This window comes from Actinoplanes flavus (genome assembly GCF_017592555.1).
In the GTDB taxonomy this organism is placed as follows: domain Bacteria; phylum Actinomycetota; class Actinomycetes; order Mycobacteriales; family Micromonosporaceae; genus Actinoplanes; species Actinoplanes flavus.
The window spans coordinates 37455-62564 of sequence record NZ_JAGFNS010000027.1; the positions used below are offsets into that span (position 1 = coordinate 37455).

Genomic DNA, 25110 nt, shown 5'->3' on the forward strand with positions numbered 1-25110 from the left:
GTACCGGAAATGAATCGCGTGCCCGGCACCGATGCCAGGCCGCACCTGATCACGCACCGCAATCCGTGAACGCGCCGTCAGGCGCGGGAAGCGGGCCGATGAACGAGGAGATGTCCCGTGAGTGAGTCCACCACCCTGATCGCCGTGGCGCACGGCACCCGCTCGCCCGCCGGCATCCGCCAGATCCAGGATCTGGCCGCCGCCGTGGCCCGCCGCCGCCCCGGCCTGGACGTCCGCCTCTGCTACGTCGACGTGCAGGAGCCGAAGGTCGCCGACATCGTCCCCACCTGCGAGGACGCGGTCGTGGTGCCGTTGCTGCTGTCGTGCGGCTACCACGTGCGGGTGGACATCGCCGAAGCCGTCGCCGGCACCCACTTCCCGGTGTCGGCGCCGCTGGGCCCGGATCCGGTGTTCACCGAGAGCCTGCGCCGTAACATTCCGGCCGCGGCGGACGCGATCGTGCTGGCCGGCGCCGGCTCCTCCGACCCGCTGTGGGTGGCGGGAGTCCGTGAGGTGGCCGCCCAACTGCCCGGGCGGGTCGAGCTCGGCTACACCTCCGGCGGCGGCCCGCGTGTCGCCGACGTGGTGGCGACGTTGCGGGCGGAGGGTGCCCGGAGGATCGCCGTGGCGGCGTATCTGCTGGCCGAGGGCCTGTTCTACCGCACCCTGCATCAGGCCGGCGCCGATTGGGTGACCCCGCCGCTGTGTCACGACCCGGCGGTCGCCGACCTGGTATTGCGTCGGTTTGATGCCATGCGCCTCACAACGGTGGGTAGCCGTTTGTAGTCACAACTGTGGCGAGGCGGTTGTAGGGAATCCTGAACAACAGCGTCACCGTGAGGCGTCGTAAGGGTTAACGGCGGGCCCCGAACATCATCGGTGTGACGGCGACCCAGACGCATTGCCCCTACTGCGCTCTGCAGTGCGGGATGACGCTGACGCCCGAGATCCCTCGGGTGCGGCTTGAGCCGGCCGAGTTCCCGGTCAACCGGGGCGGCCTGTGCGCCAAGGGCTTCACCGCGGCGGACCTGCTGGACCACACGGACCGGCTGCTGACGCCGCTGGTCCGCAAGGAGCCCGGCAACCGGGAGTCTCCCCTGCGGGAGGCGTCCTGGGAGGAGGCGTACGACCGGATCGTGACCGCGATCCGGGACAGCCAGGAGCGGTTCGGACCGGACAGCGTCGGATGTTTCGGCGGTGGCGGGCTGACCAACGAGAAGGCGTACGCCCTCGGCAAGTTCGTCCGCGTGGCGCTGCGGTCGTCGGCGATCGACTACAACGGCCGGTTCTGCATGTCGAGTGCGGCGACGGCGGCCAACCGGTCCCTCGGGATCGACCGTGGCCTGCCGTTCCCGCTCGCCGACGTGGCCGAGGCGAAGACGGTGATGCTGGTCGGCGCGAACCCGGCCGACGCGATGCCGCCGTCGATGCAGTACCTGGACACGGGACGGGCCAACGGCGCCAAGCACATCGTGATCGACCCGCGCCGCACCAACACGGCCAACGGCGCGCACATGCACCTGGCGCCGCTGCCCGGCACCGATCTGGCGCTGGCGAACGGGATGCTGCACATCGCGATCCGCGAGGGCTGGGTCGACGAGGCGTTCATCGCCGAGCGGACCGAGGGGTTCGCGGCGGTCCGGACGGCGACCAACGCGTACTGGCCGGAACGGGTCGAGCGGATGACCGGCGTCCCGGAGGCGCAGCTGCGCGAGGCGGTGCGGCTGCTCGCCACCGAGGGCCCAAGCATGATCCTCACCGCGCGGGGCGCCGAGCAGCACAGCAACGGTACGGACACCGCGCAGGCCTGGCTCAACCTGGCGCTCGCGCTGGGCCTGGTCGGCCGGCCGTTCTCCGGGTACGGCACGATCACCGGCCAGGGCAACGGGCAGGGCGGCCGCGAGCACGGGCAGAAGGCCGATCAGCTGCCCGGTTACCGCCGGCTCGACGATCCCGCGGCGCGCGCCCACGTGGCCGGGGTCTGGGGCATCGATCCCGACGAGCTGCCACAGCCGGGCCGTTCCGCGTACGAAATGATCGATGCTCTGGGAAATGACGGCGGCGTCCGGGTGCTCTGGATCCTGGCGAGCAACATCGTCGTGTCGGCCCCGCACAGCAGTCATGTCGTGAATCAACTCAACATGACCGACTTCCTCGTCGTCTCCGACATCTTCCCGTCGGAGACCGCGCAGCTCGCCGACGTGGTCCTTCCGACCGCCCAGTGGGCGGAGGAGGAGGGCACCATGACCAACCTCGAAGGTCGGGTGATCCGGCGGAAGATGGCGCTGCCTCCGCCGCCGATGGTGAAGAGCGACCTCACGGTGCTGACCGAGCTGGCCGGCCTGCTGGGCCGCGGCGAGTTCTTCACCGACGAGCCGGAGGCGGTGTTCGAGGAGCTGCGCCGGGCGAGCGCCGGCGGGATCGCCGACTACGCCGGCATCAGCTACGAGCGCATCGAGGCCGAGCAGGGCGTGTTCTGGCCGTGCCCGGACGAGCGGCATCCGGGCACGCGCCGGCTTTTCGCCGACGGCTTTCCGACGGCCTCCGGCCGGGCCAGGTTCGTGCGGGTCGATCACCGCGATCCGGCCGAGGTTCCCGACGATGCCTTCCCGTACGTGTTGACGACCGGCCGCAACATGCAGCAGTACCAGAGCGGCACCCAGACCCGGCGGGTACGGGCGCTCAACGTGGCACTGCCCGAACCGCGCGCCGAGATCCACCCCGACCTGGCCCGCCGGCACGGCATCGCCGACGGCGACATGGTCGAACTGCGCAGCCGCCGGGGCGCCGCGACGTTGCGGGCCCGCCTCAGCGACGGCATCCGCCCGGACACGGTGTTCGCGCCGTTCCACTGGCCCGGAGCCAACCTCTTGACCAACCCGGCACTGGATCCCCATTCCAAGATGCCCGCTTTCAAGGTGTGCGCGATCGCTCTTTGCAAAGCCGAAGAAGGGAGTTCCTGACGATGTACTCCACACCTCGCTTCCTGCAGGGCGTGTTCGCCTTCGAGGGCAAGGGCCTGGACGAGCCGGCCCCGCTCGGCGCGGCTCTCAGCTACACCGTTCCGGCCGGTGCGACCGCGCAGGCCGTCTACTTCCGTGGCGGGAACGCCTCGGACGAACTGATCTGCGTCGTGCTGGTGCGCGACGGAGCACCCATGCGGTACTTCCCGGTCGGCGCGAAGAGCGACGTCCACGTGCCGCTGCGGGTGCTGGAGGACCTCGCCGGTGGCACCACGGTGGAGCTTCGGCTCGCCGCGCCGGCCGGACTGAACGGACATGTGATCGTGGACCTCGGACTGGTGGAGATCTGATGACCCAGCGACTTGTCGTCATCGGCAACGGCATGGCGGGCGCCCGTACGGTGGAGGAGATCCTCGCCCGCAACGGCGACTTCACCGTCACGATGTTCGGTGACGAGCCGTACGGCAACTACAACCGGATCATGCTCTCCAACCTGCTGGCGGGTGTGGAGAGCGAAGAGGGCATCTACCTCAACGACCTGGCCTGGTACCAGGACAACGGGATCACCCTGAACGCCGGTGTGCGGATCGAGCGGATCGACCGGTTCGCCAAGGTGGTGTACGCGACGGACGGGACGGCCACCCCGTACGACAAGCTGATCATCGCGACCGGATCGTCCTCGTGGACGCCGCCGATCAAGAACATCCACAACCCGAAGCGCGGCTTCCACCAGGGCGTCTTCGCGTTCCGGACGCTCGACGACACCCGCGGCATGATCCGCTACGCCCGGGACCACGAGCGCGCGGTCGTGATCGGCGGCGGCCTGCTCGGCCTGGAGGCGGCCCGCGGCCTGCAGAACCATCTCAGCGAGGTGACGTTGCTGCACGCCATGGGCCACCTGATGGAACGGCAGCTGGACGAGAAGGCCGGCCACATGTTGCAGGCCAGCGTCGAGAACAAGCTCGGCATCAAGGTCATCACCAACGCGATGACGACCGAGATCCTCGGCAAGGACCGGGTCACCGGCGTCAAACTGGCCGACGGCACGGTGATCCCGTGCGACGTCGTGGTGATCGCCGCGGGCATCCGGCCGAACACCCAGGTCGCCGCGGACAGCGGGCTGACCGTCGAGCGCGGCATCGTGGTCGACGACCAGATGCGGGTGCAGGACGAGGACGACATCTACTCGGTCGGTGAGTGCGCCCAGCACCGCGGCAACCTGTACGGCCTGGTCGCGCCGCTGTGGGACCAGGCGAAGGTGCTCGCCGACCACATCACCGGCCGGGACACCGAGGCCGCCTACACCGGCTCGAAGCTCTCCACCAAGCTCAAGGTCGCCGGCATCGACGTCGCCTCGATGGGCCTCATCGCCCCGGAGACCGACGACGACGAGGTGATCATCTACAACGAGCCGAAGAAGGGCGTCTACAAGCAGCTCATCATCCGTGAGGGCGCGCTGGTCGGCGCGATCCTGGTCGGCGACAACAGCAAGGCCGCCAGCCTGATCCAGTCGTTCGACCGCGCCCAGGCCCTGCCGGAGGAGCGCGCCGAGCTGCTGTTCGACATCGGCGGGCCGGCCGGCGACGTCAAACCGGAGGACATGCCGGACGACGCCCAGGTCTGCAACTGCAACGGCGTCAGCAAGGGCGCCATCTGCGGTGTCGTCAACGCCGGCTGCAAGACGGTCAGCGGCGTGATGGACAAGACCCGCGCGGGCAAGGGCTGCGGCACCTGCAAGCCGCTGGTGCAGCGGATCGTCGAGTGGGCCGCCGGCGGCGAGGCCGAGGAGGACCCGGCCGCGTCCTGGTACGTGCCGGGCGTACCGATGCCGAAGCCGGAGCTGATGGCCGCGATCCGCAAGTACGAGCTGAAGAGCGTCTCGGCCGTCTTCGAGAAGCTGGTGCCGGGCGGCGAGCACGACGCCAAGAGCAAGATGGGCCTGGCCTCGCTGCTCAAGATGATGTGGGCCGACCAGTACATCGACGAGCGCGACGCCCGGTTCATCAACGACCGGGTGCACGGCAACATCCAGAAGGACGGCACCTTCTCGGTGGTCCCGCAGATGAAGGGCGGTGTCACCACCCCGGCCGAGCTGAAGCGGATCGCCGAGGTGGCCGAGAGGTACAACGTGCCGATGGTGAAGCTCACCGGCGGCCAGCGCATCGACCTGCTCGGCATCCCGAAGGAGCAGCTGCCGGCGATCTGGGCGGACCTCGACATCCCGTCCGGGTACGCCTACGCGAAGAGCTTCCGCACCGTGAAGACCTGTGTCGGCTCCGACTTCTGCCGGTTCGGTGTCGGTGACTCGACGGCGCTGGGCATCGCGATCGAGGAGCGGTTCCAGGGGCTGGAGGGTCCCGGCAAGATGAAGCTGGCGGTCACCGGATGCCCGCGGAACTGCGCTGAGGCGTACGTCAAGGATCTGGGTGTCGTCGCGATCGACGGCGGCCGGTGGGAGATCTACGTCGGCGGTGCCGCCGGCGCCCACGTCCGCAAGGGCGACCTGCTCGCCACGGTGGACTCGCCGGAAGAAGTGATCCGGCTGACCGGCCGGTTCCTGCAGTACTACCGCGAGAACGCCAACTGGCTGGAGCGCACGTACGCGTGGGTTCCGCGGGTCGGCATCGAGAAGATCCGCGCGGTGGTCGTCGACGACGCCGAGGGCATCGCCGAGGCTCTGGACGCCGCGATCGAAGAGGCCGTGCAGGCCTACAAGGACCCCTGGAAGGAGCGGGCCGTCCCGGCCACGCCCGGCCAGTTCCGTACCTCTCTTCCCCTGACCGTTCTCCCCCAGGTTCCGGTGCGCTCATGACCATCGCCCCCATCGAAACGACCATCCTCGGCCCGATCGACGAGATCCCGTTCGGCGAAGGACGCACCTACGCCGTCGGGCCCGACATGATCGCCGTCTTCCGCCTCCGCGACGGCTCCCTTCGCGCGGTGTCGGCGGTCTGCCCGCACAAGGGCGGCCCGCTCGCGGATGGACAGATCGACAACAAGGTTGTCGTCTGCCCCCTGCATCTGTACGCATGGGACCTCTCCACCGGGTGTTCCCAGTCCGGCCAGCCCCCGATCAACGTCTACCCGGTCCGGGTCGATGACGGTCACATCATTCTGGGAGACTGAACATGACTGCGACATTGCCCGCCGCCGACATCACGGCCGCGAGACCCGACGCCGCGACACTCAAGGGTCACTGGATCGACGACTGGCGGCCCGAGGACCGGGAGTTCTGGGAAGCCGGCGGTAAGAAGATCGCCAAGCGCAACCTGATCTTCTCGATCTTCTCCGAGCACATCGGCTTCTCGGTGTGGTCGCTCTGGTCGGTGATGGTGCTCTTCCTCGGCCCGCAGTACGGCTTCGACCCGGCCCAGAAGTTCCTGCTCACCGCCGTTCCCACGCTGGTCGGCGCGGCGCTGCGGATTCCGTACACGTTCGCGGTGGCGAAGTTCGGCGGCCGGAACTGGACGATCGTCAGCGCGTCGCTGCTGCTGATCCCGTCGGTGCTGATGTCCTTCATGATCCAGCCGGGGGTCGAGTACAACACCCTGCTGATCCTGGCGGCACTGGCCGGCGTCGGCGGCGGCAACTTCGCCTCCTCGATGGCGAACATCAACGCCTTCTACCCGGACCGGCTCAAGGGCTGGGCGCTCGGCATCAACGCCGGCGGCGGCAACATCGGCGTCCCGGCGGTGCAGTTGGTCGGCCTGTTCGTCCTGGCGGTCTTCGGCGCCGACAACCCGGGCCTGGTCGCCGGCATCTACATCCCGCTGATCGTGCTCGCGGCGCTCGGCTCGGCGATCTACATGGACAACCTGACCCAGGCCCGCAACGAGAAGGGCGGCATGCGCGCCGCCGCCAAGGAGGGCCACACCTGGATCATGTCGGTGCTCTACATCGGCACCTTCGGGTCGTTCATCGGCTTCGGGTTCGCGTTCGGCCAGGTGCTCCAGGTGCAGTTCGCGGAGACGTTCAACACGCCGATCAAGGCCGCCTACCTGACCTTCCTCGGGCCGCTGCTGGGTTCGCTGATCCGCCCGTTCGGTGGGGCGCTGGCCGACAAGCTCGGTGGCGCGAAGGTCACCTTCGTCAACTTCCTCGCCATGGCGGTGGGCGCCTCGATCGTCCTGTTCGCGGCGCAGCAGCGGTCGCTGCCGCTCTACCTGGTCGGCTTCATCACGCTGTTCATCCTCAGCGGACTGGGCAACGGTTCGACGTACAAGATGATCCCGGCGATCTTCAAGCAGAAGTACGCCGGTGACGAGCCGCGCGCCCGCCGGGTCTCCGGTGCGGTCATCGGCATCGCCGGCGCGATCGGCGCGGTCGGTGGTGTTCTGGTCAACCTGGCCTTCCGCCAGTCGTTCCTGACCTACAAGGACGCCGACGCCGCGTACATGGCGTTCATCGGTTTCTACGCGCTCTGCGTGCTGATCACCTGGGTGGTCTACCTCCGCCCGGCAGCCCGTACGAAGATCGCGGTCTGACGTTCCACTTTCAGCCGAAGAGCCCTCCCCTTTTCGGGGGAGGGCTCTTCGGCTGTCCGGGGGAGGTTTCGGAATAGATCACTCGAACGTGGTGTGCGTGTTCCCGGTCGGCGATCGCGGCGGTTCATAAGATCCAACTTGTCCAGAAGTTACCCTTTCTTACGGAAAGAGTGATTCGATGAACAAGATGACGCGTGCGCTCGTCATGACGGGCGTGGCCGCGGCCGCCGGCCTGGCCATCTCCGCCGGCCCCGCGGTCGCCTCCCCGGCGGGCCCGGCCGCCGTCGACGCCAAGCCGAAGGCCGCCGCGACGCAGCAGAAGGGCTTCAAGAGCCGCGAGCGGCTCCACGGGTTCTACCGCAGCCCGCGAACCTGCCACCGGATCGGCAAGTCCGGCGTCTGGCAGCACCGTTGGGAGCGGTACACCTGCTTCCGCGTCTACCGTGGCCTCCACCGCGGTGAGTGGGCGCTGAAGGTCTCCTACGGCTTCGGGTTCAACGACCGTGACCGGGACTGGAACGACGGCCCGAAGGGCAACCGCTGGAACGACGGTCCGAACGACAACCGCTGGAACGACGGCCCGAACGACAACCGCTGGAACGACGGTCCGAACGACCGTGACCAGGGCCCCCGTGGTCCGTGGAAGAAGAACTGAGCGCACCGCTCGATCGGCCGAGGGCCGCACCCCGCCAGGGGGGCGGCCCGCCGCCGGTCGAACGAACTCACCGGCACGGACCACCGCGCGCACCGAACCCAGCGCGGCCACGTCGCGGATCGGATCGCCGCGCACGATCACCAGATCCGCCGCAAGGCCCGGTCGCAGCCGGCCGGTCCGGTCCGCGATCCCACAGGCGCGCGCGGCCAACGCGGTGGCCGAGGCCAGTGCCGCGACCACCGGCACGCCGCATTCCACCAATTCCGCGATCGTACGGTGGAGAAAGCCGTGTGGTTTCGCCGGATGAATCCCCGAGTCCACGCCACTGATCATCGTCACCCCGCCCCGGAACAGCTCGCCGACCTGCTCGCGCCGCCGGCTCAGGTCGAACCCGGCCCGGGCCATCCGCTCGGCCACCTCCGGAGGCGGCTTCCCGGTCGGCCCGAAGTCGTGACCCACCGTCGGGCAGACCACGATCCCGGCCGCCGCGATCTGTTCGGCCAGCCCCGGCGGCGTACGCGCTCCGCCCGGCCCCAGGCAGGTGCAGTGCTCGATGCCGTCCACACCGGCCGCGACCGCCTGCCGGACCCCGGCGGTGGCGTGCGCGTGCGCGGTGACCGGCAGCCCCAGCCGGTGCGCCTCGCCGACCACGGCCCGCAGCTCCTCACCGGTGAACTGGCAGGCCCGGACATCGGTGCCGATGGTCGCCAGGCCGCCGGTCGCCATCACCTTGACCAGATCGGCGCCGTGCTCGGCCCGTTCCCGCACCGCCCGCCGCAGCTCCGCCACGCCCCGCACGCCGCCACCCATCGCCGCGCAGTGACCGTCCGGTGTGGTGATCGGCGGCCCGGCCGCGACCACGTGCGGACGGGCCGGACGGCTGCCACGGTGCCGGTCGACCACCGCCCAGTCCTGGTCGCCGAGGTCGCGAACCGCCGTGACACCGGCCGCCAGCTGCACGGACAGCGACGCCTCGATCGCCTCGTCCAGCTCGGCACGGCCGAGGCCGGGCAGCCGGTCGAGGGCGTCCGCCTCGCTGTTGCCACACAGGTGGGTGTGCGCGTCGATCAGGCCCGGCAGCAGCGTGGTGCCCGGCTCGTGCCACTCCGGCCACCCGTCCGGAGCGGGTGCGGCACCCGGCTCCACCCCGGTGATCAACCCCTGCTCGACCAGGACCAGGGCGCCGCCGGGCAGCTCTCGCTCGCCGTCGAACGCCAGATCAGCCCGGAAGGCCTGCCGTACTACCTTGGTAGTCCGCATGACTACGATGGTAGTTTGGGTGGCATGGGAAGCAGAAGGGACGAGCTCCTCGACGCCGCCATCGAGGTACTCGGTCAATCCGGCATCCACGGCCTCACCCACCGCAGGGTCGACGCCGCCGCCGGCCTGCCCGCCGGTTCCACGTCCAACCTGTTCCGCACCCGAGACGCGCTCCTGGAAGCGGTCGCCGAACGTTTCACCGAACGGGAAACGGCCAACTGGGAGCGGCTCGCGTTCGGTGTCCCACCCGCGACGCCGCGGGAGTTCGCCCTGCTCATGACGTTGTTCGCCCGGGAGGCCACCGGGCCCAGCCGGACGCTGACGCTGGCCCGCTATGCCATGCTCGTGGAAGCCGGCATCCAGCCGGAGTTGCGGGCCCGGCTGCGGGAGACCGGCGGCCGGGTCAACACCTGGTTCATGGCCTGGTTGCGGTTCGCCGGCTCCACCGATCCCGAACGCCACGCCCCGATCCTGATGAACCACTGGACCGGCGCCGTCCTGCACGAATTGGCCATGCCCGATCCCGACTTCGACCCGTCCGCCCAGTTCACCGCCCTCGCCGAGGCCGTTCTCACACCATGAGGCGGCTCGGTTCTGGGCCGTTCCAGCGTTGCTGAAAGACCGAAGTCCCGGCTCCTTGCCCTGATCCCGCCCGCGTCTTCTCCTACTGTTCCGTCCTTCCGCTCTCCCGGGCACCTGTCCGGATCACGTCCACAGTGCACAGCGGCCAGAAGTCGGCAGGCCCCCGGGTTGTTGTTCCGGTTCGCGTGTCGGATGGCTGTGGTTCCGGTCGGTTTCCGGGTTGTTGTTCCGGCTCGCGTGTCGGATGGCTCTGATTCCGGTCGGTCGGGTCGTTGTTCCGGCTCGTGCGTCGGGTGGCTGTGGTTCCGGTCGGTTTCCGGGTCGTTGTTCCGGCTCGCGCGCCGGGTTGTTGTTCCGGTCGGCCGTTCGGGCCGGCCTTTCCCGCCCGTTCCATCGGTCTACCAGGAGGTCATCGAGATGGACCCATGGCCCGAAATCCACCGGCAGCGGATCGCCGTCGCCGATCTGCTCGACAGCCTCGCCGCCGACGATTGGAACCGGCCGTCCCTCTGTGCCGGATGGACGATCCACGACGTCGCCGCCCATCTCACCCTTCAGCAGCTGGGCCTGCGTGACCTGCCCGCGCTGCTCCGGTCCTGGAAGGGCGGCATGCACCCGACGATTCAGGAAATGGCCCGCCGCCGCGCGTCAGCCCGTACCCCGCGGGAGCTCGTCGCCGAGATCCGCGACACCGCGGCCCTGCGCCGCCGCAACATCGGGGTCACCCCGCTGGAGACGCTCATCGACCTGCTGGTCCATGGGCAGGACATCGCACTGCCCCTCGGTCGCGTCCACCCGATGCCGCCGGAGGCGGCCGCCGTCGCCACCCAACGGATCCTCACCATGCGTTTCCCGCCGCCCGACCCGGCGGCACGCACCGCGGACGGCCTCCGCCTGACCGCCACGGACGTGGACTGGTCCCACGGCGACGGCCCTGAGGCCCGCGGCCCGATCGCCGCTCTGCTCCTGGTCGTCACCGGTCGCACGATCGCACTACCGCAGCTCACCGGCCCAGGCGCCGAACTCCTCGTCGCCCGTGCCGCCCGCCTCCGCTAGAGACCTTCACGTTCCGGGCAGCATGCTGCGCCTCCCACACTCACCGGACCGCGTGTCCTTGGACGTTGCGCCTTCCGCACCCATCTGGCCGCGTGGCCTCGGGCGCTGCGTCTCCCGCGCCTATGTGACCGCACACCTTGGACGTTGCGCCTTCTGCACCCATCTGGCCGCGTGGCCTCGGGCGCTGCGTCTCCCGCGCCTATGTGACCGCACGACTTTGGAGGTTGCGCCTTCTGCACCCATCTGGCCGCGTGGCCTCGGGCGCTGCGTCTCCCGCGCCTATGTCACCGCACGACCTTGGACGTTGCGCCTCTCATACCCATCTGACCGCGCGACCTTGGACGTTAAGCCACCGGGAACGGTGGTGAATCGTCCAAGATCGATGTGTAGACAGGTGCGGGTGGCGTCACCGGCGCGACCCGCACCACGAAAGCGGTCGGGAGACCTTTCGCGGTCCGGGGCCGCGCGAGGAAGGGGCCAGGCCGCCGGGCCTCATCCGCGCCGTCGTTCACCCCGCCGGACGGGGACGGCGACCCCACAGCACCAGACCGGCCAGCAGCATCGCACCGCCCAGGACGGCCATCGCGACGGCCGTGCCGGTCTGGGCGCCACCCTCCAGGTGCGACGCCACGATCCACCCGCCGGAGATGTCGAACACCAACACCATCAGACCCTGGGGAACGACCGGGATCCAGCCGACGGTCAGCAGCACCAGAGCCCAGGCGGTGGAGCGGTTCTCCCGGTACCAGTCAGCGTCCCACTTCATCGGGATCGGCGTTTCCGGCGCGCGCGTGCGTTTCCCGGCCTCGGTGAGCACCTCGGCGCCACGGTTGGCCATCCGGTCGTCGGCCAGCCACGCGCCACCCCACCAGGCGCCGGCGCCGGCCGCGACTCCGGCCAGCGGAGCGAGCCAGCGCAGGCCCTCCGGACCCCAGATCAACAACGCCATCGGTACGGACGACGCGATCACGGCCGCACCGGACGCCACCAGCACGCTGATGATGTCGGTCGGATTGTCGGCCGAGGTGGGATGCCGCGGATCGGGTACCGGCCGAACCCGCAGCAGCGACACCCACACCGGCACCGTGGCACCCGCCCCCAGCACGGCGGGCAGCACCGTGAGCGCGGGCAACGGGTCGACATGCGGAGCGACAAGATTTCCGCCGACCGTCAGCAACAGCGCGATCGGGGTGACCAGAAGCAGCCAGGCGAGCGCCCGCCCGCGCACCTCGGCCCGCTCCCCGCCGGGAACGGTGAGCGGCATCCACAGTGCGGTACCGTCCAGCCCGACGAGCCCAGCCGACATGGCCGCCGCCCACAGTGCGGTGAAGACCCCGGCCCACGGCACGAGCAGATCCGCGTCGGCGAGCATCGGCAGCCCGGCGAGCAGCGCCCCGTAGACGACCGCGAACGCCAGATACTGCACGCGGAGCGGATGCCGCACCCAGGTACGCAGCTCCCGCCCAGCGACCGCCCACACCGGCCCGGGCCCCCACCAGCCGCCCGGCAGCCGCCACACACTCACTGCATCGCGCGCGTTCTCCGAACTGCCCACACCCACAGCATCACCAGTGCTTCCCGCACTGTCGGTGTCGACGACACCGCTGATGTTGACCGCGCTGCCGGTGTTGACGGCGCTCTCGGTGTCGATGCCATTGCCGGCGTCGACTGCGCTGCCCATGTTGATTGCGCTGTTCGTATTGACTGCACTGTTCGTATTGACAGTGCTGCTTGTGTGGACGGGGCTGATTGCGTTGACGGGGTCGCCGGCGTTGACCTTGTTGGTGGCGATGGGTGGGGGAGTCGGGCCCGGGGCGGGTTCGGGGCGGAGGCCCGCTGTGCGGCGGGGGCGCCACGAGATGCCGGCCACGAGGGTTCGCCGGACCAGTGCCACATAGGTGGCGCCCGCGGCCACGACCAGCAGCACCAGGCCGGTGATCATCCAGAGGCTCTGGAGCGGCGGGCCGGACACCGCGGTCACCGGCCAACTGCCGGGGAAGTAGCGCAGCCAGCGGGCGATGTGCTCAGGCGTCCGGTCGAGCAGGACCGTGATCCACGGCGCGACCGCCCACACCGAGCCGAGCACGCCCATCACGGTGCCGGTGAAGGCGCCGGTCACGACGGCGCCGACCGGGCCGCCGGCGTGGCCGACCGTCTCCAGGGCGACCGCCGAGCCGATCAGGCCGGTCAGCCACAGCAGCAGCGCCCCGAGCGCGGCGACCAGGACACCGTCCGGACCGTACCGGACCGCGTGTACCGGCAGTGACCCCAGCGCGATCAGGGAGACCACCGGGCCGATGCCGACCGCGGACGCGGCGAGCAGACCGGCCGCCGCCGTGGCGCCGCTGACCGGCTCCAGGCGCAAATGGGAGGGGCGGACCCGGCCGCGGCCGCCGCCCAGCATCAGTGGGAGCACGATCCAGCCGAGCACCCAGGTGCCCGCCAGGATGGAGAGGGTGTGCTGGTCACCGCTCATCGCGTACCGGATCAGCCATGCGGCCGCGAGTAGACCGCACAGGCCCGCCACCGCCGGACCGGGATGCTCGCGCAGCGAGCGCCGCAGCATCGCGACCCGCATCCGGGCGACGACACCGGCCGCGCTCATCGCACCGATCCCGGCCCGCCCCGATCCCGCGGCCTTGCTGGTGGCGTCGTCATCGAGGGTTGAGAGTGGGCTCGTGACCGTGGCCATCGCGTCGCCGCTTGAGGCTGAGGGTGGGTTCGTGGTCTCGCTCGTTGCGTTGCCGTCTTGAGGTGTGTGCTGGTTCGTCGCGTTGGTGTTCGGGGTTGTGTGCGGGTTGGTGGCCTGGGGCGTCGCGTCGTCGCTGTCGGGGGCTGAGGGTGGGTTCATGGCCTTGTTCGGGGCGTCGCCGCCCGTGGGTGTGGATGGGCGAGCGGCCTCACTCACCGGACCAGCCAGCCCAGACCGTCGGCGCCTTCGGCCTCGGCGCCGACCAGTTCGACGAAGCGGTCCTCCAAGGGGATGCCGCCGGCCACCTCGGCGACCGGCCCGGCGGCCACCACGCGGCCCTGGTGGATGACGGTGACCTCGTCGCACATCTGCTCGACCAGCATCATCGAGTGGGTGGACAGTACGCACGTGCCGCCGCCGTCGACGAAGCGGCGCAGCACCCGGCGGATGCCGGCCGCGGACACCGGGTCGACCGCCTCGAACGGCTCGTCGAGTACCAGCAGGCGGGGCGCGTGCAGCAGGGCCTGGGCCAGGCCGACCTTCTTGCGGTTGCCGGTGGAGCAGTCGGCCAGCGGGGTGACGGCCGCCTTGGTGATGCCGAGGACCTGGATGAGTTCGGTGACGCGTTCGGCGGCGGCGCCGCGGGACAGGCCGCGCAGCCCGGCGCTGTAGCGCAGCAGTTCCGCGCCGGTGAGGCGTTCCGGCAGGTCGAGCCCGTCGGGCAGGACGCCGGTGAGGTTGCGGGCGGCGTCCCGGTCGCGCAGCGCGTCGACGCCGAGGATGCGGATCTCGCCCGCGTCGGGGACGACGAGTCCGACGGCCATGCCGATCGTGGTGGATTTGCCCGCGCCGTTGGGACCGACGATGCCGTGGAAGGTGCCGGGCCGGACGACGAGGTCTATCTTGTCCACCGCCCGGAATGTCCCGAAAGTCTTGCAGAGTCCGCGGATCTCCAGGGCTGGGGATGGCATGACCGTCAGGATAGTCAATGTCTGAACCACGGGGGTTCCCATCGGTCAACGTTGATGGCAGCGTGTCCACATGGGATGGAGACGATCTTTCACCGTGACGGTGGTCGCGGCCATCGTGGCGGCGTCGGTGGGACCCGCCGGCTCCGCCGCGGCCGCGCCGTCGTTCGGCTATCTGCAGCCGGGCGGTCAGCCACGCCTCGCCGAGAAGGTGCCGGTCAACGTGGTGTTCGTCGGCTACGAGCCGGCCCAGGTGGCGAAGTCCGGCTTCCTGGCCGAGCTGGCCGGGGAGTACGAGCCGGTGGTCCGTTCCCGGCTGTGGTACGGCGTGACCGAGAAGCTCGGCATCAAGTACCGGTACGACTACCGCCTCACGTACACCGGCAAGCCGTACGAGGACCAGTTCTTCGAACAGCTCGCCAAACTGGCGAAGCCGGCGCCGCTGACCGCCTACCAGCAGGCCTACAACGACCAGGCGAACAACGTCCTGGACATCGCGGACAACCACACGATCGACGCGCCGAGCGTGGAGAAGTGGCTGGCCTTCCACCCGCCGGCCGGTGTGGACACCCGCCGCAACACCGTCTTCTTCATCAACTGGTACGGGCGTGCCGACTTCCGGCACCACGTCTACACGAAGACCGGTGAACCCGACCCGGACACCGGCTACGACTTCGGTGTCCAGCGGGAGAGCCGCAAGCTGATCGCCTGGGGCGGCACCACCGCCGACGACGAGGAGACCGGCCTGGGCGCCACCCGGCGGGTCTGGTTCCACGACCTGTCGGCCGGCCCGGAGTCCTGGACCAGCAACTTCGACGTCGACAACCCGGACCTCGACGGCGACGGCGTGGTCGACTACCGGATGCCGCCGACCTGGGAGTACGCCACCGGTGGCTTCCGTTCGCCGTCCGCGCTCGCCGGCGACCTCGGCAAACTCACCCGGTACGTGGCGCTGAACCTGCTGTTCACCACGTCCCCGCTGTATCCGCCGGAATTGCCGACGGCCGAGCCGCCGCGGACGCTCAACATTGACAACAACACGTACGAGGGCTGGCCCGGTGTTGACGCGTCGGCGAAGTACATATCGCCGAAGCTGCTCGTCGACGAGTTGAGTGAACTGCGCTGGCGCAATCGGTTCAGTCATGACCTGCAGGATCTGCCGTACGACGCCCGCGCCGAGGAGTGCTACCTCGGTGCGCTGACCGGCGAGTCGTGCTACCCGGACACCGGCTACCCGGCGCTCGCCAACCTTTACCTCTACAACACCGAGAACCTCGACCGGGCCCTCGACGACCAGGGCAAGGTGGACTACGAGATCCCGCTGTTCAACTACGCGGTCGGTGCGGGCGTGGACACGCCGGGCCTCGGGTTCGCCGACGACAACTATGTCGACGGCGACCAGAGCTACGTGTTCTCGTTCGTCTCCCCGGACGTGGTCGCCTCCGGCTACGGCCTGACCACCACCCAGATCCACGAGGTCGGCCACCACCTGGGCATGAGCCACCCGCACGACGGCTACGACAGCGCCACCGGCGTCGACTACGGCCCGGAGGGCGAGTTCTACTTCGCCAACGCCGGCGACGAGAACAACTCGATGATGAGCTACATCGACCTGAACTGGGACTTCAGCCAGTTCGACCGGGACAACAGCGACCGGTTCCTGACCGCCGCCTACTGGGAGGCCGCGAACCGGCTCGCCGCGACCGTCCCGGCCGGTAAGGGGCGGACCGCGCTGAGGGCCGCCGACCTGCTGCTGGGGGGCGCGTCGAAGGCGTTCGCGTCGCACGACTACCGGGCCGCGTACGTACTGGCCGACAAGGCCTACAGCACGGTCGCCGCGATCCCGGGCGTCGACGCCGGCGCGGTGTCGGCGCAGATGCGCGCCGAGGCCGAGCAGGCCCGCACGAGCAGCAAGGTCCACGACACCCACGAGTTCATCGACACGCTGGCTCCGGAGAGCCCGCGCAGCCAGCCGTGACCGCCGCGCCGGCCCCGGTTCGTCCCGGGGCCGGCGCCGCAACCCCGCGGGTGGTCACTCACAGATCGCAGAGTCGCTCTCCGGAGCGCATTTCCGAGAGGTACGCGCGAAGCGCCGCCGTCCGTTGCTCCGCTTCCCTGATCAGGGTCTCCGCGACGCGTCCCCAATCCTCGGGAGCGGGATTCCCGGGCAGCGCGGCGAACACCTCGGCGATCTCCCGGACGGTGAGGCCGACCCGCTGCGCCACCTTCGCCACCCGGATCCGGCAGGCCGCGTCGGCGCTGAACCGGCGCTGGTCACCGGAGGTGCGCTCGGCCCTGATGACGCCGTGCTGCTCGTAGAAGCGGACCGCGGAGGGCGCGACACCGCTTTCCGCGGCGACCTCCCCGACCGTCAGGGTGTAGGCAGTGGAGAGTCGTGCGCTCATCTCCTCATCCTGCTCCGCGCCGCTCTTGACTTCAACATATGTTGAAGGCCGAGGGTGGATCACATGACTGAGACGTCCCTTGCCGACCTGCCCACCGACACCGCCGCCGGCGACGAGCCACTGCGGCTCGCGGTAATCTCCGCCAGCGTCCGTGACCAGCGGATCGGGCGGGCCCTCGCCGAGTGGGCGGCGTTCGGCGCCGCGGCCGCCGGCGCCGAAGTGGACCTGATCGACTGCGCCGAGTGCGTGCTGCCCGACGACGGCGGACTGCGTCCCGGCGGCAGCCCCGGCTCGCCGCTCGCCGAGCGCATCCACGCCGCCGACGCCTACGTGTTCGTCACCCCGGAGTACAACCACAGCTATCCGGCGAGCCTCAAGCGGCTCATCGACTGGCACTATCGGGAGTGGATGTTCAAGCCGGCCACCGTTCTCTCGTACGGCGCTCAGGGTGGCCTACTCGCCACCGAGCACCTGCGCGGCGTCTTCGCCGAGCTGCACGTCGTCACCACCCGCCGGGTCGTCGGCCTGAGCCGGCCGTGGTCCGACCTGGGCCCGGCCGGCTACACGCCGCCGGCCGACGTGACCGAGGCGTTCGGAGCGGCCGTCCACGAACTCGCCTGGTGGGCCGGCCTGCTGCGCACCGCCCGCCGCGAGCGCCCCTACGCCCGCTGATGCCACCCCACACCGAACCGGACCGGCGGTGGGGGAGTGGGATCCACACGGCGATGGCCGGGCTCATTGCGCCAGGCCGGCGACCAGGAGGGCGGCCATCCGGCGTGGGTCGTACCGGTCGTCGCTGCCGGCGCCGATGCAGAGGTTGCCGACCGCGCGCAGCAGTTGGTAGGCGCCTACGCCGGGAATCACCTGGCCGGCCGTGGTGGCGGCGGCCAGCAGGGTGTCGCAGACCGGTACAAGCCGGTCCAGGAAATAGGCGTGCAGCGTCTCAAAGGTGGCGTCGCCGGAACGCAGCGCCTCGGGCAGGCCGTGCTTGGTGATCAGGAAGTCGACGAACAGGTCGATCCAGCGGGCCAGCGCCTCGTGCGGGGTCGCGCTGTCGGTGAGCAGCGCGGGCCCGGCCTCGGCGCAGGCCTCCACCTGGTGCCGGTAGACGGCGACGATCAGGTCGGCGCGGGTCGGGAAGTGGCGGTAGATGGTGCCGACGCCGACCCCGGCGCGGAAGGCGATGTCGCGGACCGGGGCGTCGACGCCGGATGTCACGAACGCCGCGGCGGCCGCGTCCAGCAGGGTCTGCTCGTTGCGGCGGGCGTCGGCCCGTTTCCGCGGCACGGCGGTCACCTGTTGCCTCCGTCACTCCCGTTGGTAAACGGAACATGGTTCCGTATGTTGGTTACCGGAACGCGGTTCCGGTTCCACTCACGTTACCTGAGGAGACCGCCATGCAGTACCGCACCCTCGGCCGCACCGGCGTGCAGGTCAGCGCCCTCGTGCTCGGCGCCATGAACTTCGGCCGGATCGGGAACACCACCCAGCGGGACGCCGAGGCCATGATCGGCGCCGCCCTCGACGCTGGCATCAACCTGATCGACACCGCCGACTGGTACAGCGACGGCCAGTCGGAGGAGATGGTCGGTAAGGCCATCGCCGGTCGCCGCGACGACATCGTGCTGGCCACCAAGGCCAGCATGCCGATGAGCGAGAACCCCAACCACCGGGGCGGCTCACGCCGCTGGCTGTGCACGGCGCTCGACGACAGCCTGCGCCGCCTCGGCGTCGACCACGTCGACCTCTACCAGATCCACCGGTGGGATCCGGAGACCAGTGACGAGGAGACCCTGGCCGCGCTGACCGACCTGCAACGGGCCGGAAAGATCCGCTACTTCGGGTCGTCGACGTTCCCGGCCTACCGGATCGTGCAGGCGCAGTGGGCGGCCCGGGAACACCGTCTGGGCCGCTACGTCACCGAGCAGCCCAGCTACTCGATCCTCCAGCGCGGTATCGAGGCCCACGTCCTGCCGGCCACCCGGGACTACGGGATGGGCGTGCTGGCCTGGAGCCCGCTCGCCTCGGGCTGGTTGTCCGGGGCGGTCCGGGCTGGCCGGGAGATCACCACGAACCGCTCGGCGGTCCTGCCCGAGCGCTTCGACCTCACCATCGCGTCCAACCGGGTCCGGATGGATGCCGTCGAACGGCTCGCCGTGGTCGCCGACCAGGCCGGGCTCACGATGATTCAGCTTGCCCTCGGCTTTGTCACCGCGCACCCGGCGGTGACCAGCGCGATCATCGGACCGCGCACGACGGTCCACCTGGAGGCGCAACTCGCGGCCGCGGACACGGTGCTGCCGGCGGACGTGCTGGACGCGATCGACGAGATCGTCGCGCCCGGGGTGGATCTGGCGGCGCACGAGAAGTTCGACACGCCGCCGGCCCTGCTGGAAGCCGCGCTGCGCCGCCGGTGAGAACCCCGCCAAAGCCGCCGGTGAGAAGCCGCGCTGCGCCACTGGTGGGAACACCGCAAAAGCCGCCGGCGGGAAGACGCCGGGTGGCAGCACCGCCCGGCGGCGCGTCGCGGGCCGGACCCGGCAGGTGGTCGCGGTGCGCTACGGGACGGCGATCGGTGTGGTCGGGGGCGCTCCACCCCGTACCGGAAAGGGTTGAAGGCCGCACCCTCGCGCGGAGAATGCGGCCTTCGGGGGTCTTGCGGAGGGATCAGCCCTTGACGCTGCCCGCGAGCAGGCCGCGGACGAAGTAGCGCTGGAGCAGGAGGAACACCGTGACCGGCACGACGATCGACACGAAGGCGCCGGCGGAGAGCAGGTGCCAGGCCGTGCCGCGGGTGCCGCTCAGGTTGGACAGCTGCACCGTCATCGGGGAGATCTCCGGGGAGCCGGCGAAGGTCAGCGAGACCAGCAGGTCGTTCCAGACCCAGAGGAACTGGAAGATGCCGAACGCGGCCAGGGCCGGCGTGAGCAGCGGCAACAGCACCTTGAAGAAGATCGACACGTGGCCCGCGCCGTCGATGCGGGCCGCCTCGATGAGGCTGGCCGGGACCTCTTTGATGAAGTTGTGCAGCAGGTAGATCGCCAGCGGCAGCGCGAACGTGGAGTGCGACAGCCACAGCGTCCAGAACGTGTTGTTCAGTTCGGCCTTCACATAGAGCTGCAGCAGCGGCACCAGGGTGACCTGGAGCGGGACGATCTGCAACGCGAAGATCGCGATGAACAGGACGTTCTTGCCGGGGAAGTTCATCCAGGCGAACGCGTACGCGGCCAGCGACGCCAGACACAGCGGGATCACCACCGAGGGAATGGTGATGACCAGCGAGTTCAGGAAGAAGTCGGCCAGGTTGATGCCGCCGTCGTCGAAGACGGCCCGGTAGTTGTCGAGCGTCACTTCGGGGTCGGAGAAGAACGTCCACCAGCCGGTCCGCTTGATCGCCATCTCCGGCCGGAACGAGGAGATCAGCAGGCCGAACGTGGGGATCGTCCAGAGCACGGCGATCACGACCGCGGCGAGCGACGCCCACGGCGAGGTGAGCCGGTTCTTCGCGGTCGCCGCGGCGGACAGCTTCTTGGTCTCCGACTTCGACACCGGCGTGGTGGTGAGGGGAGCTGCGGTGGTCATCACGCCTCCGAACGGCGAAGCTGGCGGATGTTGTACACGACGATCGGGATCACGAGGACGAACAGCACCACCGCGAGCGCCGAGCCGAGGCCCTTGTCGTTGCTGCGGAAGCTCTGGCTGTAGAACTCGTTGGCGATCACGTTCGTGTCGAACCGGCCACCGGTCATGGTCTGGACGATGTCGAAGACCTTCAGGGTGCCGATCGCGATGGTGGTCAGCACGACCACGACCGCCGGGCGGATCGCGGGCAGCGTGACGAACCGGAACATGCCCCACGGGCCGACGCCGTCGAGCCGGGCCGCTTCGATGATGTCGTCCGGGATCGCCTTGATGGCCGCCGACAGCACGGTCATCGCGAAGCCGGCCTGAATCCAGATCATGACCACGATCAGCAGGAAGGTGTTCAGCGGCGACTCGATCAGCAGCTGCACCGGCTTGCCGCCGAGCCAGACGATGACCTGGTTGACCAGGCCGATCTGCTCGACGTTGCGCTGGTCGGGCCGGTACTCGTACATGAACTTCCAGATCACCGACGCCGCGACGAACGAGATCGACATCGGTAGGAAGATCAGCGCCTTGGCGAACGACTCCATCCGGGCCTTGTCGACCAGGATGGCGTAGAGCAGGCCGATGCCGGTCGCCGCGAACGGGGTGACCAGCACCCAGAACGCCGTGTTGCGCAGCACGACGAGCTGCTCGGCGTCGGTGAAGATCTTCGTGTAGTTGTCCACGCCGATGAAGTTGCTCAGCGAGGCGTCGAAGAACGACTGGTAGATGGTGCGGACACCGGGGTAGAGCAGCCCGACACTGAGCATCAGCACGGTCGGGAGGAGATAGAGCGCGGCGACCGCACGGTCGCGCTTACCGGACACGCGGCTGGCTGCGAACAGGATCACGCCGACGGCGGCGGCGAACAACAGGATCGCCGCGAACATCTGCAGGATCTTGTCTGAGGTGGTGGAGGCGGTGGTGAACACGCGGCCCGTTCCTCCTTGGCTTGTACAAAGCGAGAGGTTAAGTGAAGAACAGAAGTACGCGAACTGCCAGGGCCGGTCGGGTATGACCCCCGACCGGCCCCGGTATTACCAGTTCGTCACTTGGGCCAAGAGTTCTCGATGTTGTCGAGCGTGGTCTTGGTGTCCTGACCGGTGATCCAGGCCGTCGTCTGCTTCCAGAACGAGTTGGCGCCGACCGCACCGGGCATCATGTCCGAACCGTCGAAGCGGAACTGCGCGTTCGGGTCCTGGAGGATGCCGGCCGAGAGCTGGTCGATCGGGTTGGTCAGGTTCGCCGGGTCGAGACCCTTGTTGGCGGAGACCCAGCCCGAGGAGACCTTGGCCTTGGTGTTCGCCCACACGTCGCTGGACAGGTAGGTCTGGAAGGCCTTGACCTCCGGACGGTCCGCGAACGCCAGGACGAACTCACCGCCGCCGAGGACCGGCTTGGTGGTGGCGTCCTTGCCCGGCAGGTAGAAGGCGTAGATGTCGCCGTCCTTGGCCACCTTGGTGCCGGCCGGGAAGTTGGCGGCGTAGAAGCTGGCCTGGCGGTGCAGCGAGCACTGGCCCTCGAGGATCGGCAGACCCGCGTCCTGGAAGGTGGTGCCGGCGATGCTCTTGACGTCGCCGAGGCCGCCGTTCACGTACTGGTCGTTCTTGAGGTAGGCGCCCACGGCGTCCAGGGCCGCGGTGGCCTCGGGGCCGTTGAAGGGGATCTCGTGCTTGACCCACTTGTCGTAGGTCTCCGCCCCGGAGAGGCGGAGCATGAAGTCCTCCATCCAGTCGGTGAGCGGCCAGCCGGTCGCCTCACCGGACGCGATGCCCGCGCACCACGGCTTGCCGCCGTCCTGGACGATCTTGTCGCTCAGCTGCTTGAGCTCGTCGAGGGTGGTGGGGACCTGGTAGCCCTTGTCCGCGAACTCCTTCGGCGAATACCACACCAGGGACTTCACGTTGGCGCCCAGCGGCGCGGCGTAGAACTTGCCGTCGACCGTGCCGTAGGCCTTCCAGTCGGGGCCGAAGAACTTGTCGACGTTGGCGGCGGTCTCGGCCGGGGCCTCGACGGCCTTGCCGGTCTTCACCAGGTTCTGCAGCAGACCCGGCTGCGGCACATAAGCGATGTCCGGCGGGTTGCCGGCCTCGGCGCGGACCAGGATCTGGGTCTCGAAGGCCTTGTCGCCCTCGTACTTCACCGTGACGCCGGTGCACTGCTCGAAGGGCTTGTAGGACTCCTTGTGCGGAGTGTCCTCCGGGGTCACGATGCCGGTGTAGATCGTGACCGTCTTGCCCTTCAGGTCACCGAACGCGGTGTAGGGCGAGCAGTCGATGGCCGCCGCCGACGCGCCGGTGGTGGCTCCGGAGTCGTCGTCGCCGTCGCCGCAGGCGCTCAGGCCGAAGACCAGCCCCATGCTGAGGGCACCGGCGAGCGCGACCCGCGATCGCGAACTCCCACGTTGAACGAACATACCGCTCCCTATGTCTATAGCGCCTCCGGCGCCTTGCGGCGCCGCCGTCCGAAGCGCTTCTTGACCAACAGTCAAGAGGTAACCAGCAAGTTGCGCAATGATTTCCGGGCGATCGAGTCGGTAACGATATCGCTGCGACCCATCGGCACCTTAACCGGTTAAGGAGATTGGCGGAAGAGCCTACCGGCCCCCGGGATTTCCTGGGTCGTATATCCAGATTTTTCCGGATGAAACCTCGGGTGAGTCGGTTTTGTTGACGTTCAAGACAGCCTACTTCTGGCGATACGGGCCGACAGTCCCAAAAAGGAACCGCCGCACCCCTCGGTGAGGGGCACGGCGGTCGAGTACGACGAAGTGCTAGCGGGCCACCGCGAGGTACCGGTAACCGATCCGGCGCATCCGCTCCGGGTCCAGGACATGGCGGCCGTCGAGGACCACCGGGTTGCGCATCAGGCCGACGAACTTCGACCAGTCCAGCTCCAGGTACTGCGCCCACTCGGTGACCAGCACGACCGCGTCGCAGTCGGCGAACAGGTCGTCGATCGTCGCGCTCAGGTACGGCGCCAGCTCCGGCTGCTCGGCGCGGAACCGCTCGGACGCCACCGGGTCGTGCAGCTTCACCCGGGCGCCCCGGGCCAGCAGCGAGTTCGCGATGTCCAGCGCCGGAGCGTCGCGCAGGTCGTCGGTGTTCGGCTTGAACGCCAGCCCGAGCAGGCCGATCTTGCGGCCCTTCAGGATGCGCAGCTCGTCCTGGAGCCGCTCGACGGCGATGGCCCGCTGCCGGCTGTTGACGTCGCGGGCCGCCTTCACGATCGGCATCTCGAGGTTGTACTCGGACGCGGTGGCGATCAGGGCCTTGGTGTCCTTGCCGAAGCAGGAGCCGCCCCAGCCCACGCCGGGCTGCAGGAACCGGGAGCCGATCCGCTGGTCCAGCCCCATGCCGCGGGCCACCTCGGTGATGTCGGCGCCGACCTTGGCGGCCAGCTGGCCGATCTCGTTGGCGTAGCTGATCTTGAGGGCCAGGAACGCGTTGGCCGCGTACTTGATCAGCTCGGCGGAGGCCAGGTCGGTGGAGACCAGCGGGACCGCGTTGGCGTCCTCCGGCCGGGGCAGGAAGGTCGGCGGCGTGAACGTCTGGTTGATGATCGGCCGGTAGAGGCGGTTGAGCACCTCGAGGCTGCGCGGGTTGTCCGAGCCGATGACGATCCGGTCCGGGTACAGCGTGTCGGCGATGGCGTTGCCCTCACGCAGGAACTCCGGGTTCGACGCGACCGCGAACTCGACGCCCTCCGGCCGGTCCTCCCGGGTGGCGAACGAGTCGCGCAGGATGGCGTCCACCCAGTTGCCGCTGCCGATCGGAACGGTGGACTTGTTGACCACCACGGTGAAGTCGTGGTCGAGAGCGTGCGCCACGCTCTCCGCCGCGCCGCGCAGGTAACGCAGGTCCGGGCTGCCGTCCGGGGCCGACGGGGTCTGCACCGCGACGAAGACCACGTCCGCGCCGGGGACCGCCTCGTCGTACGACGTCGTGAACGTGAGGTTCTGCGCCGCCTCGGCGAGCAGATCCTCCATCCCGGGCTCGTAGATCGGGCACTTGCCACCGCGCAGCATGTCGACCTTGGCCTGGTCGAGGTCGACACAGGTGACGTCATGGCCGAGGAAGGCCAGGCTGACGCCCGTGGTGAGGCCGACATAGCCGGTACCGACAACGCAAACCTTCATGCAATCTCCTCCACCGCTATGCCGGCCCGCGGCTACACCACGTATCGGGGACGTGGCTCACCGGCCTCTCGTCGGAGCCGGCCGGCCGGTGCCGCCGATGGCACCGACCTGCGTGTTCCGGCCGAATGATACACAGCCTTTTGGCTCACTTTTTGTCACTGAATGTGGCCTTCATTCGTGCCGCCTTCCCTCCTCATCGGCAGTTGAACCCCGAGTGCCGCGAAGGATGCGGAAAGTTTCCGGCTCTTGACAGGAAGATGACGGAGACCGACGCTGCTGG

The 25110-nt window shown here is 69.3% G+C and carries 20 protein-coding genes; 11 read left to right on the forward strand and 9 right to left on the reverse strand.

Annotated features, from left to right (window positions below; all coding sequences use genetic code 11):
• The first annotated feature begins 117 nt into the window (after nt 1-117).
• The 6 genes from J5X75_RS32610 (at nt 118) to J5X75_RS32635 (ending at nt 7447) form a co-directional block, all read left to right on the forward strand.
• On the forward strand, nt 118-786 hold the full coding sequence (locus tag J5X75_RS32610) for a sirohydrochlorin chelatase (protein ID WP_208471461.1): 669 nt from the start codon (nt 118-120) through the stop codon (nt 784-786).
• Nucleotides 787-881: 95 nt separating this feature from the next.
• Nucleotides 882-2963, forward strand: a complete 2082-nt coding sequence (locus J5X75_RS32615; RefSeq protein ID WP_208471462.1) for a molybdopterin oxidoreductase family protein — start codon at nt 882-884, stop codon at nt 2961-2963.
• Between the two features lie 2 nt (nt 2964-2965).
• Nucleotides 2966-3313: a molybdopterin oxidoreductase gene (locus tag J5X75_RS32620; protein WP_208471463.1), complete on the forward strand. Its 348-nt coding sequence runs from the start codon at nt 2966-2968 to the stop codon at nt 3311-3313.
• On the forward strand, nt 3313-5775 hold the full coding sequence (gene nirB, locus J5X75_RS32625) for a nitrite reductase large subunit NirB (protein ID WP_208471464.1): 2463 nt from the start codon (nt 3313-3315) through the stop codon (nt 5773-5775). Before J5X75_RS32620 ends, nirB begins: the two co-directional genes overlap by 1 nt.
• Nucleotides 5772-6089 (forward strand): Rieske (2Fe-2S) protein, encoded by a 318-nt coding sequence (locus J5X75_RS32630; protein ID WP_208471465.1) that lies wholly within the window; start codon nt 5772-5774, stop codon nt 6087-6089. Before nirB ends, J5X75_RS32630 begins: the two co-directional genes overlap by 4 nt.
• A gap of 2 nt (nt 6090-6091) precedes the next feature.
• The gene (locus J5X75_RS32635) at nt 6092-7447 is read left to right on the forward strand and encodes a nitrate/nitrite transporter (protein WP_208471466.1); all 1356 of its coding nucleotides are present in this window, start codon (nt 6092-6094) and stop codon (nt 7445-7447) included.
• Between the two features lie 124 nt (nt 7448-7571).
• Here J5X75_RS32635 and J5X75_RS32640 read toward each other — a convergent pair whose 3' ends face one another.
• Nucleotides 7572-9362 carry an amidohydrolase family protein gene (locus tag J5X75_RS32640; RefSeq protein ID WP_208471467.1) on the reverse strand — a complete coding sequence of 597 codons (1791 nt, stop codon included), beginning with the start codon at nt 9360-9362 and terminating at the stop codon, nt 7572-7574.
• Between the two features lie 24 nt (nt 9363-9386).
• On the opposite strand from J5X75_RS32640, the gene J5X75_RS32645 reads away from it, so the two are divergent.
• Both J5X75_RS32645 and J5X75_RS32650 read left to right on the forward strand, forming a co-directional pair.
• Nucleotides 9387-9944: a TetR/AcrR family transcriptional regulator gene (locus J5X75_RS32645; RefSeq protein WP_208471468.1), complete on the forward strand. Its 558-nt coding sequence runs from the start codon at nt 9387-9389 to the stop codon at nt 9942-9944.
• Nucleotides 9945-10361: 417 nt separating this feature from the next.
• Nucleotides 10362-11000, forward strand: a complete 639-nt coding sequence (locus J5X75_RS32650; protein ID WP_208471469.1) for a maleylpyruvate isomerase family mycothiol-dependent enzyme — start codon at nt 10362-10364, stop codon at nt 10998-11000.
• A gap of 508 nt (nt 11001-11508) precedes the next feature.
• Here J5X75_RS32650 and J5X75_RS32655 read toward each other — a convergent pair.
• Together J5X75_RS32655 and J5X75_RS32660 are read right to left on the reverse strand one after the other, a co-directional pair.
• Entirely contained in the window at nt 11509-13692 is a 2184-nt protein-coding gene (locus J5X75_RS32655) for a hypothetical protein (protein ID WP_208471470.1), read from the reverse strand.
• Nucleotides 13693-13904: 212 nt separating this feature from the next.
• Nucleotides 13905-14663: an ABC transporter ATP-binding protein gene (locus J5X75_RS32660; RefSeq protein ID WP_208471471.1), complete on the reverse strand. Its 759-nt coding sequence runs from the start codon at nt 14661-14663 to the stop codon at nt 13905-13907.
• A 94-nt stretch (nt 14664-14757) separates the two neighbouring features.
• On the opposite strand from J5X75_RS32660, the gene J5X75_RS32665 reads away from it, so the two are divergent.
• The gene (locus J5X75_RS32665) at nt 14758-16638 is read left to right on the forward strand and encodes a zinc metalloprotease (RefSeq protein ID WP_208471472.1); all 1881 of its coding nucleotides are present in this window, start codon (nt 14758-14760) and stop codon (nt 16636-16638) included.
• Between the two features lie 58 nt (nt 16639-16696).
• Here J5X75_RS32665 and J5X75_RS32670 read toward each other — a convergent pair whose 3' ends face one another.
• A complete protein-coding gene (locus J5X75_RS32670) occupies nt 16697-17065 on the reverse strand; it encodes a MerR family transcriptional regulator (RefSeq protein WP_208471473.1) in 369 nt (122 codons plus the stop codon).
• A gap of 63 nt (nt 17066-17128) precedes the next feature.
• Between J5X75_RS32670 and J5X75_RS32675 the strand changes: the two genes are divergently transcribed.
• Nucleotides 17129-17737 carry an NADPH-dependent FMN reductase gene (locus tag J5X75_RS32675; RefSeq protein ID WP_208471474.1) on the forward strand — a complete coding sequence of 203 codons (609 nt, stop codon included), beginning with the start codon at nt 17129-17131 and terminating at the stop codon, nt 17735-17737.
• Nucleotides 17738-17800: 63 nt separating this feature from the next.
• On the opposite strand, the gene J5X75_RS32680 is transcribed toward J5X75_RS32675, so the two are convergent.
• Complete coding sequence (locus J5X75_RS32680) at nt 17801-18361, reverse strand: TetR/AcrR family transcriptional regulator (protein WP_208471475.1); 561 nt, start codon at nt 18359-18361, stop codon at nt 17801-17803.
• 101 nt (nt 18362-18462) lie between these two features.
• Between J5X75_RS32680 and J5X75_RS32685 the strand changes: the two genes are divergently transcribed.
• Nucleotides 18463-19482, forward strand: coding sequence for an aldo/keto reductase (locus tag J5X75_RS32685; protein ID WP_208471476.1), 1020 nt, complete (start codon nt 18463-18465; stop codon nt 19480-19482).
• A gap of 250 nt (nt 19483-19732) precedes the next feature.
• Here J5X75_RS32685 and J5X75_RS32690 read toward each other — a convergent pair whose 3' ends face one another.
• The 4 genes from J5X75_RS32690 to J5X75_RS32705 all read right to left on the reverse strand — a co-directional run bounded on the left by J5X75_RS32690 (nt 19733) and on the right by J5X75_RS32705 (nt 24830).
• Nucleotides 19733-20647, reverse strand: coding sequence for a carbohydrate ABC transporter permease (locus J5X75_RS32690; protein ID WP_208471477.1), 915 nt, complete (start codon nt 20645-20647; stop codon nt 19733-19735).
• A complete protein-coding gene (locus tag J5X75_RS32695) occupies nt 20647-21624 on the reverse strand; it encodes a carbohydrate ABC transporter permease (protein ID WP_208471478.1) in 978 nt (325 codons plus the stop codon). The genes J5X75_RS32690 and J5X75_RS32695 overlap by 1 nt, the downstream gene beginning before the upstream one ends.
• A gap of 116 nt (nt 21625-21740) precedes the next feature.
• Complete coding sequence (locus J5X75_RS32700) at nt 21741-23108, reverse strand: ABC transporter substrate-binding protein (protein WP_208471479.1); 1368 nt, start codon at nt 23106-23108, stop codon at nt 21741-21743.
• A 357-nt stretch (nt 23109-23465) separates the two neighbouring features.
• The gene (locus J5X75_RS32705; RefSeq protein WP_208471480.1) at nt 23466-24830 is read right to left on the reverse strand and encodes a UDP-glucose dehydrogenase family protein; all 1365 of its coding nucleotides are present in this window, start codon (nt 24828-24830) and stop codon (nt 23466-23468) included.
• Nucleotides 24831-25110 lie beyond the last annotated feature (280 nt).

What these genes read in the sequence shown, in the direction of transcription:
- J5X75_RS32620 (WP_208471463.1), top strand. Translation starts at nt 2,966, where the DNA reads ATGTACTCCACACCTCGCTTCCTGCAGGGCGTGTTCGCCTTCGAGGGC.
- nirB (WP_208471464.1), top strand. Translation starts at nt 3,313, where the DNA reads ATGACCCAGCGACTTGTCGTCATCGGCAACGGCATGGCGGGCGCCCGT.
- J5X75_RS32630 (WP_208471465.1), top strand. Translation starts at nt 5,772, where the DNA reads ATGACCATCGCCCCCATCGAAACGACCATCCTCGGCCCGATCGACGAG.
- J5X75_RS32635 (WP_208471466.1), top strand. Translation starts at nt 6,092, where the DNA reads ATGACTGCGACATTGCCCGCCGCCGACATCACGGCCGCGAGACCCGAC.
- J5X75_RS32640 (WP_208471467.1), bottom strand. Translation starts at nt 9,362, where the DNA reads ATGCGGACTACCAAGGTAGTACGGCAGGCCTTCCGGGCTGATCTGGCG.
- J5X75_RS32645 (WP_208471468.1), top strand. Translation starts at nt 9,387, where the DNA reads ATGGGAAGCAGAAGGGACGAGCTCCTCGACGCCGCCATCGAGGTACTC.
- J5X75_RS32650 (WP_208471469.1), top strand. Translation starts at nt 10,362, where the DNA reads ATGGACCCATGGCCCGAAATCCACCGGCAGCGGATCGCCGTCGCCGAT.
- J5X75_RS32655 (WP_208471470.1), bottom strand. Translation starts at nt 13,692, where the DNA reads ATGGCCACGGTCACGAGCCCACTCTCAACCCTCGATGACGACGCCACC.
- J5X75_RS32660 (WP_208471471.1), bottom strand. Translation starts at nt 14,663, where the DNA reads ATGCCATCCCCAGCCCTGGAGATCCGCGGACTCTGCAAGACTTTCGGG.
- J5X75_RS32670 (WP_208471473.1), bottom strand. Translation starts at nt 17,065, where the DNA reads ATGAGCGCACGACTCTCCACTGCCTACACCCTGACGGTCGGGGAGGTC.
- J5X75_RS32675 (WP_208471474.1), top strand. Translation starts at nt 17,129, where the DNA reads ATGACTGAGACGTCCCTTGCCGACCTGCCCACCGACACCGCCGCCGGC.
- J5X75_RS32685 (WP_208471476.1), top strand. Translation starts at nt 18,463, where the DNA reads ATGCAGTACCGCACCCTCGGCCGCACCGGCGTGCAGGTCAGCGCCCTC.
- J5X75_RS32690 (WP_208471477.1), bottom strand. Translation starts at nt 20,647, where the DNA reads ATGACCACCGCAGCTCCCCTCACCACCACGCCGGTGTCGAAGTCGGAG.
- J5X75_RS32700 (WP_208471479.1), bottom strand. Translation starts at nt 23,108, where the DNA reads ATGTTCGTTCAACGTGGGAGTTCGCGATCGCGGGTCGCGCTCGCCGGT.
- J5X75_RS32705 (WP_208471480.1), bottom strand. Translation starts at nt 24,830, where the DNA reads ATGAAGGTTTGCGTTGTCGGTACCGGCTATGTCGGCCTCACCACGGGC.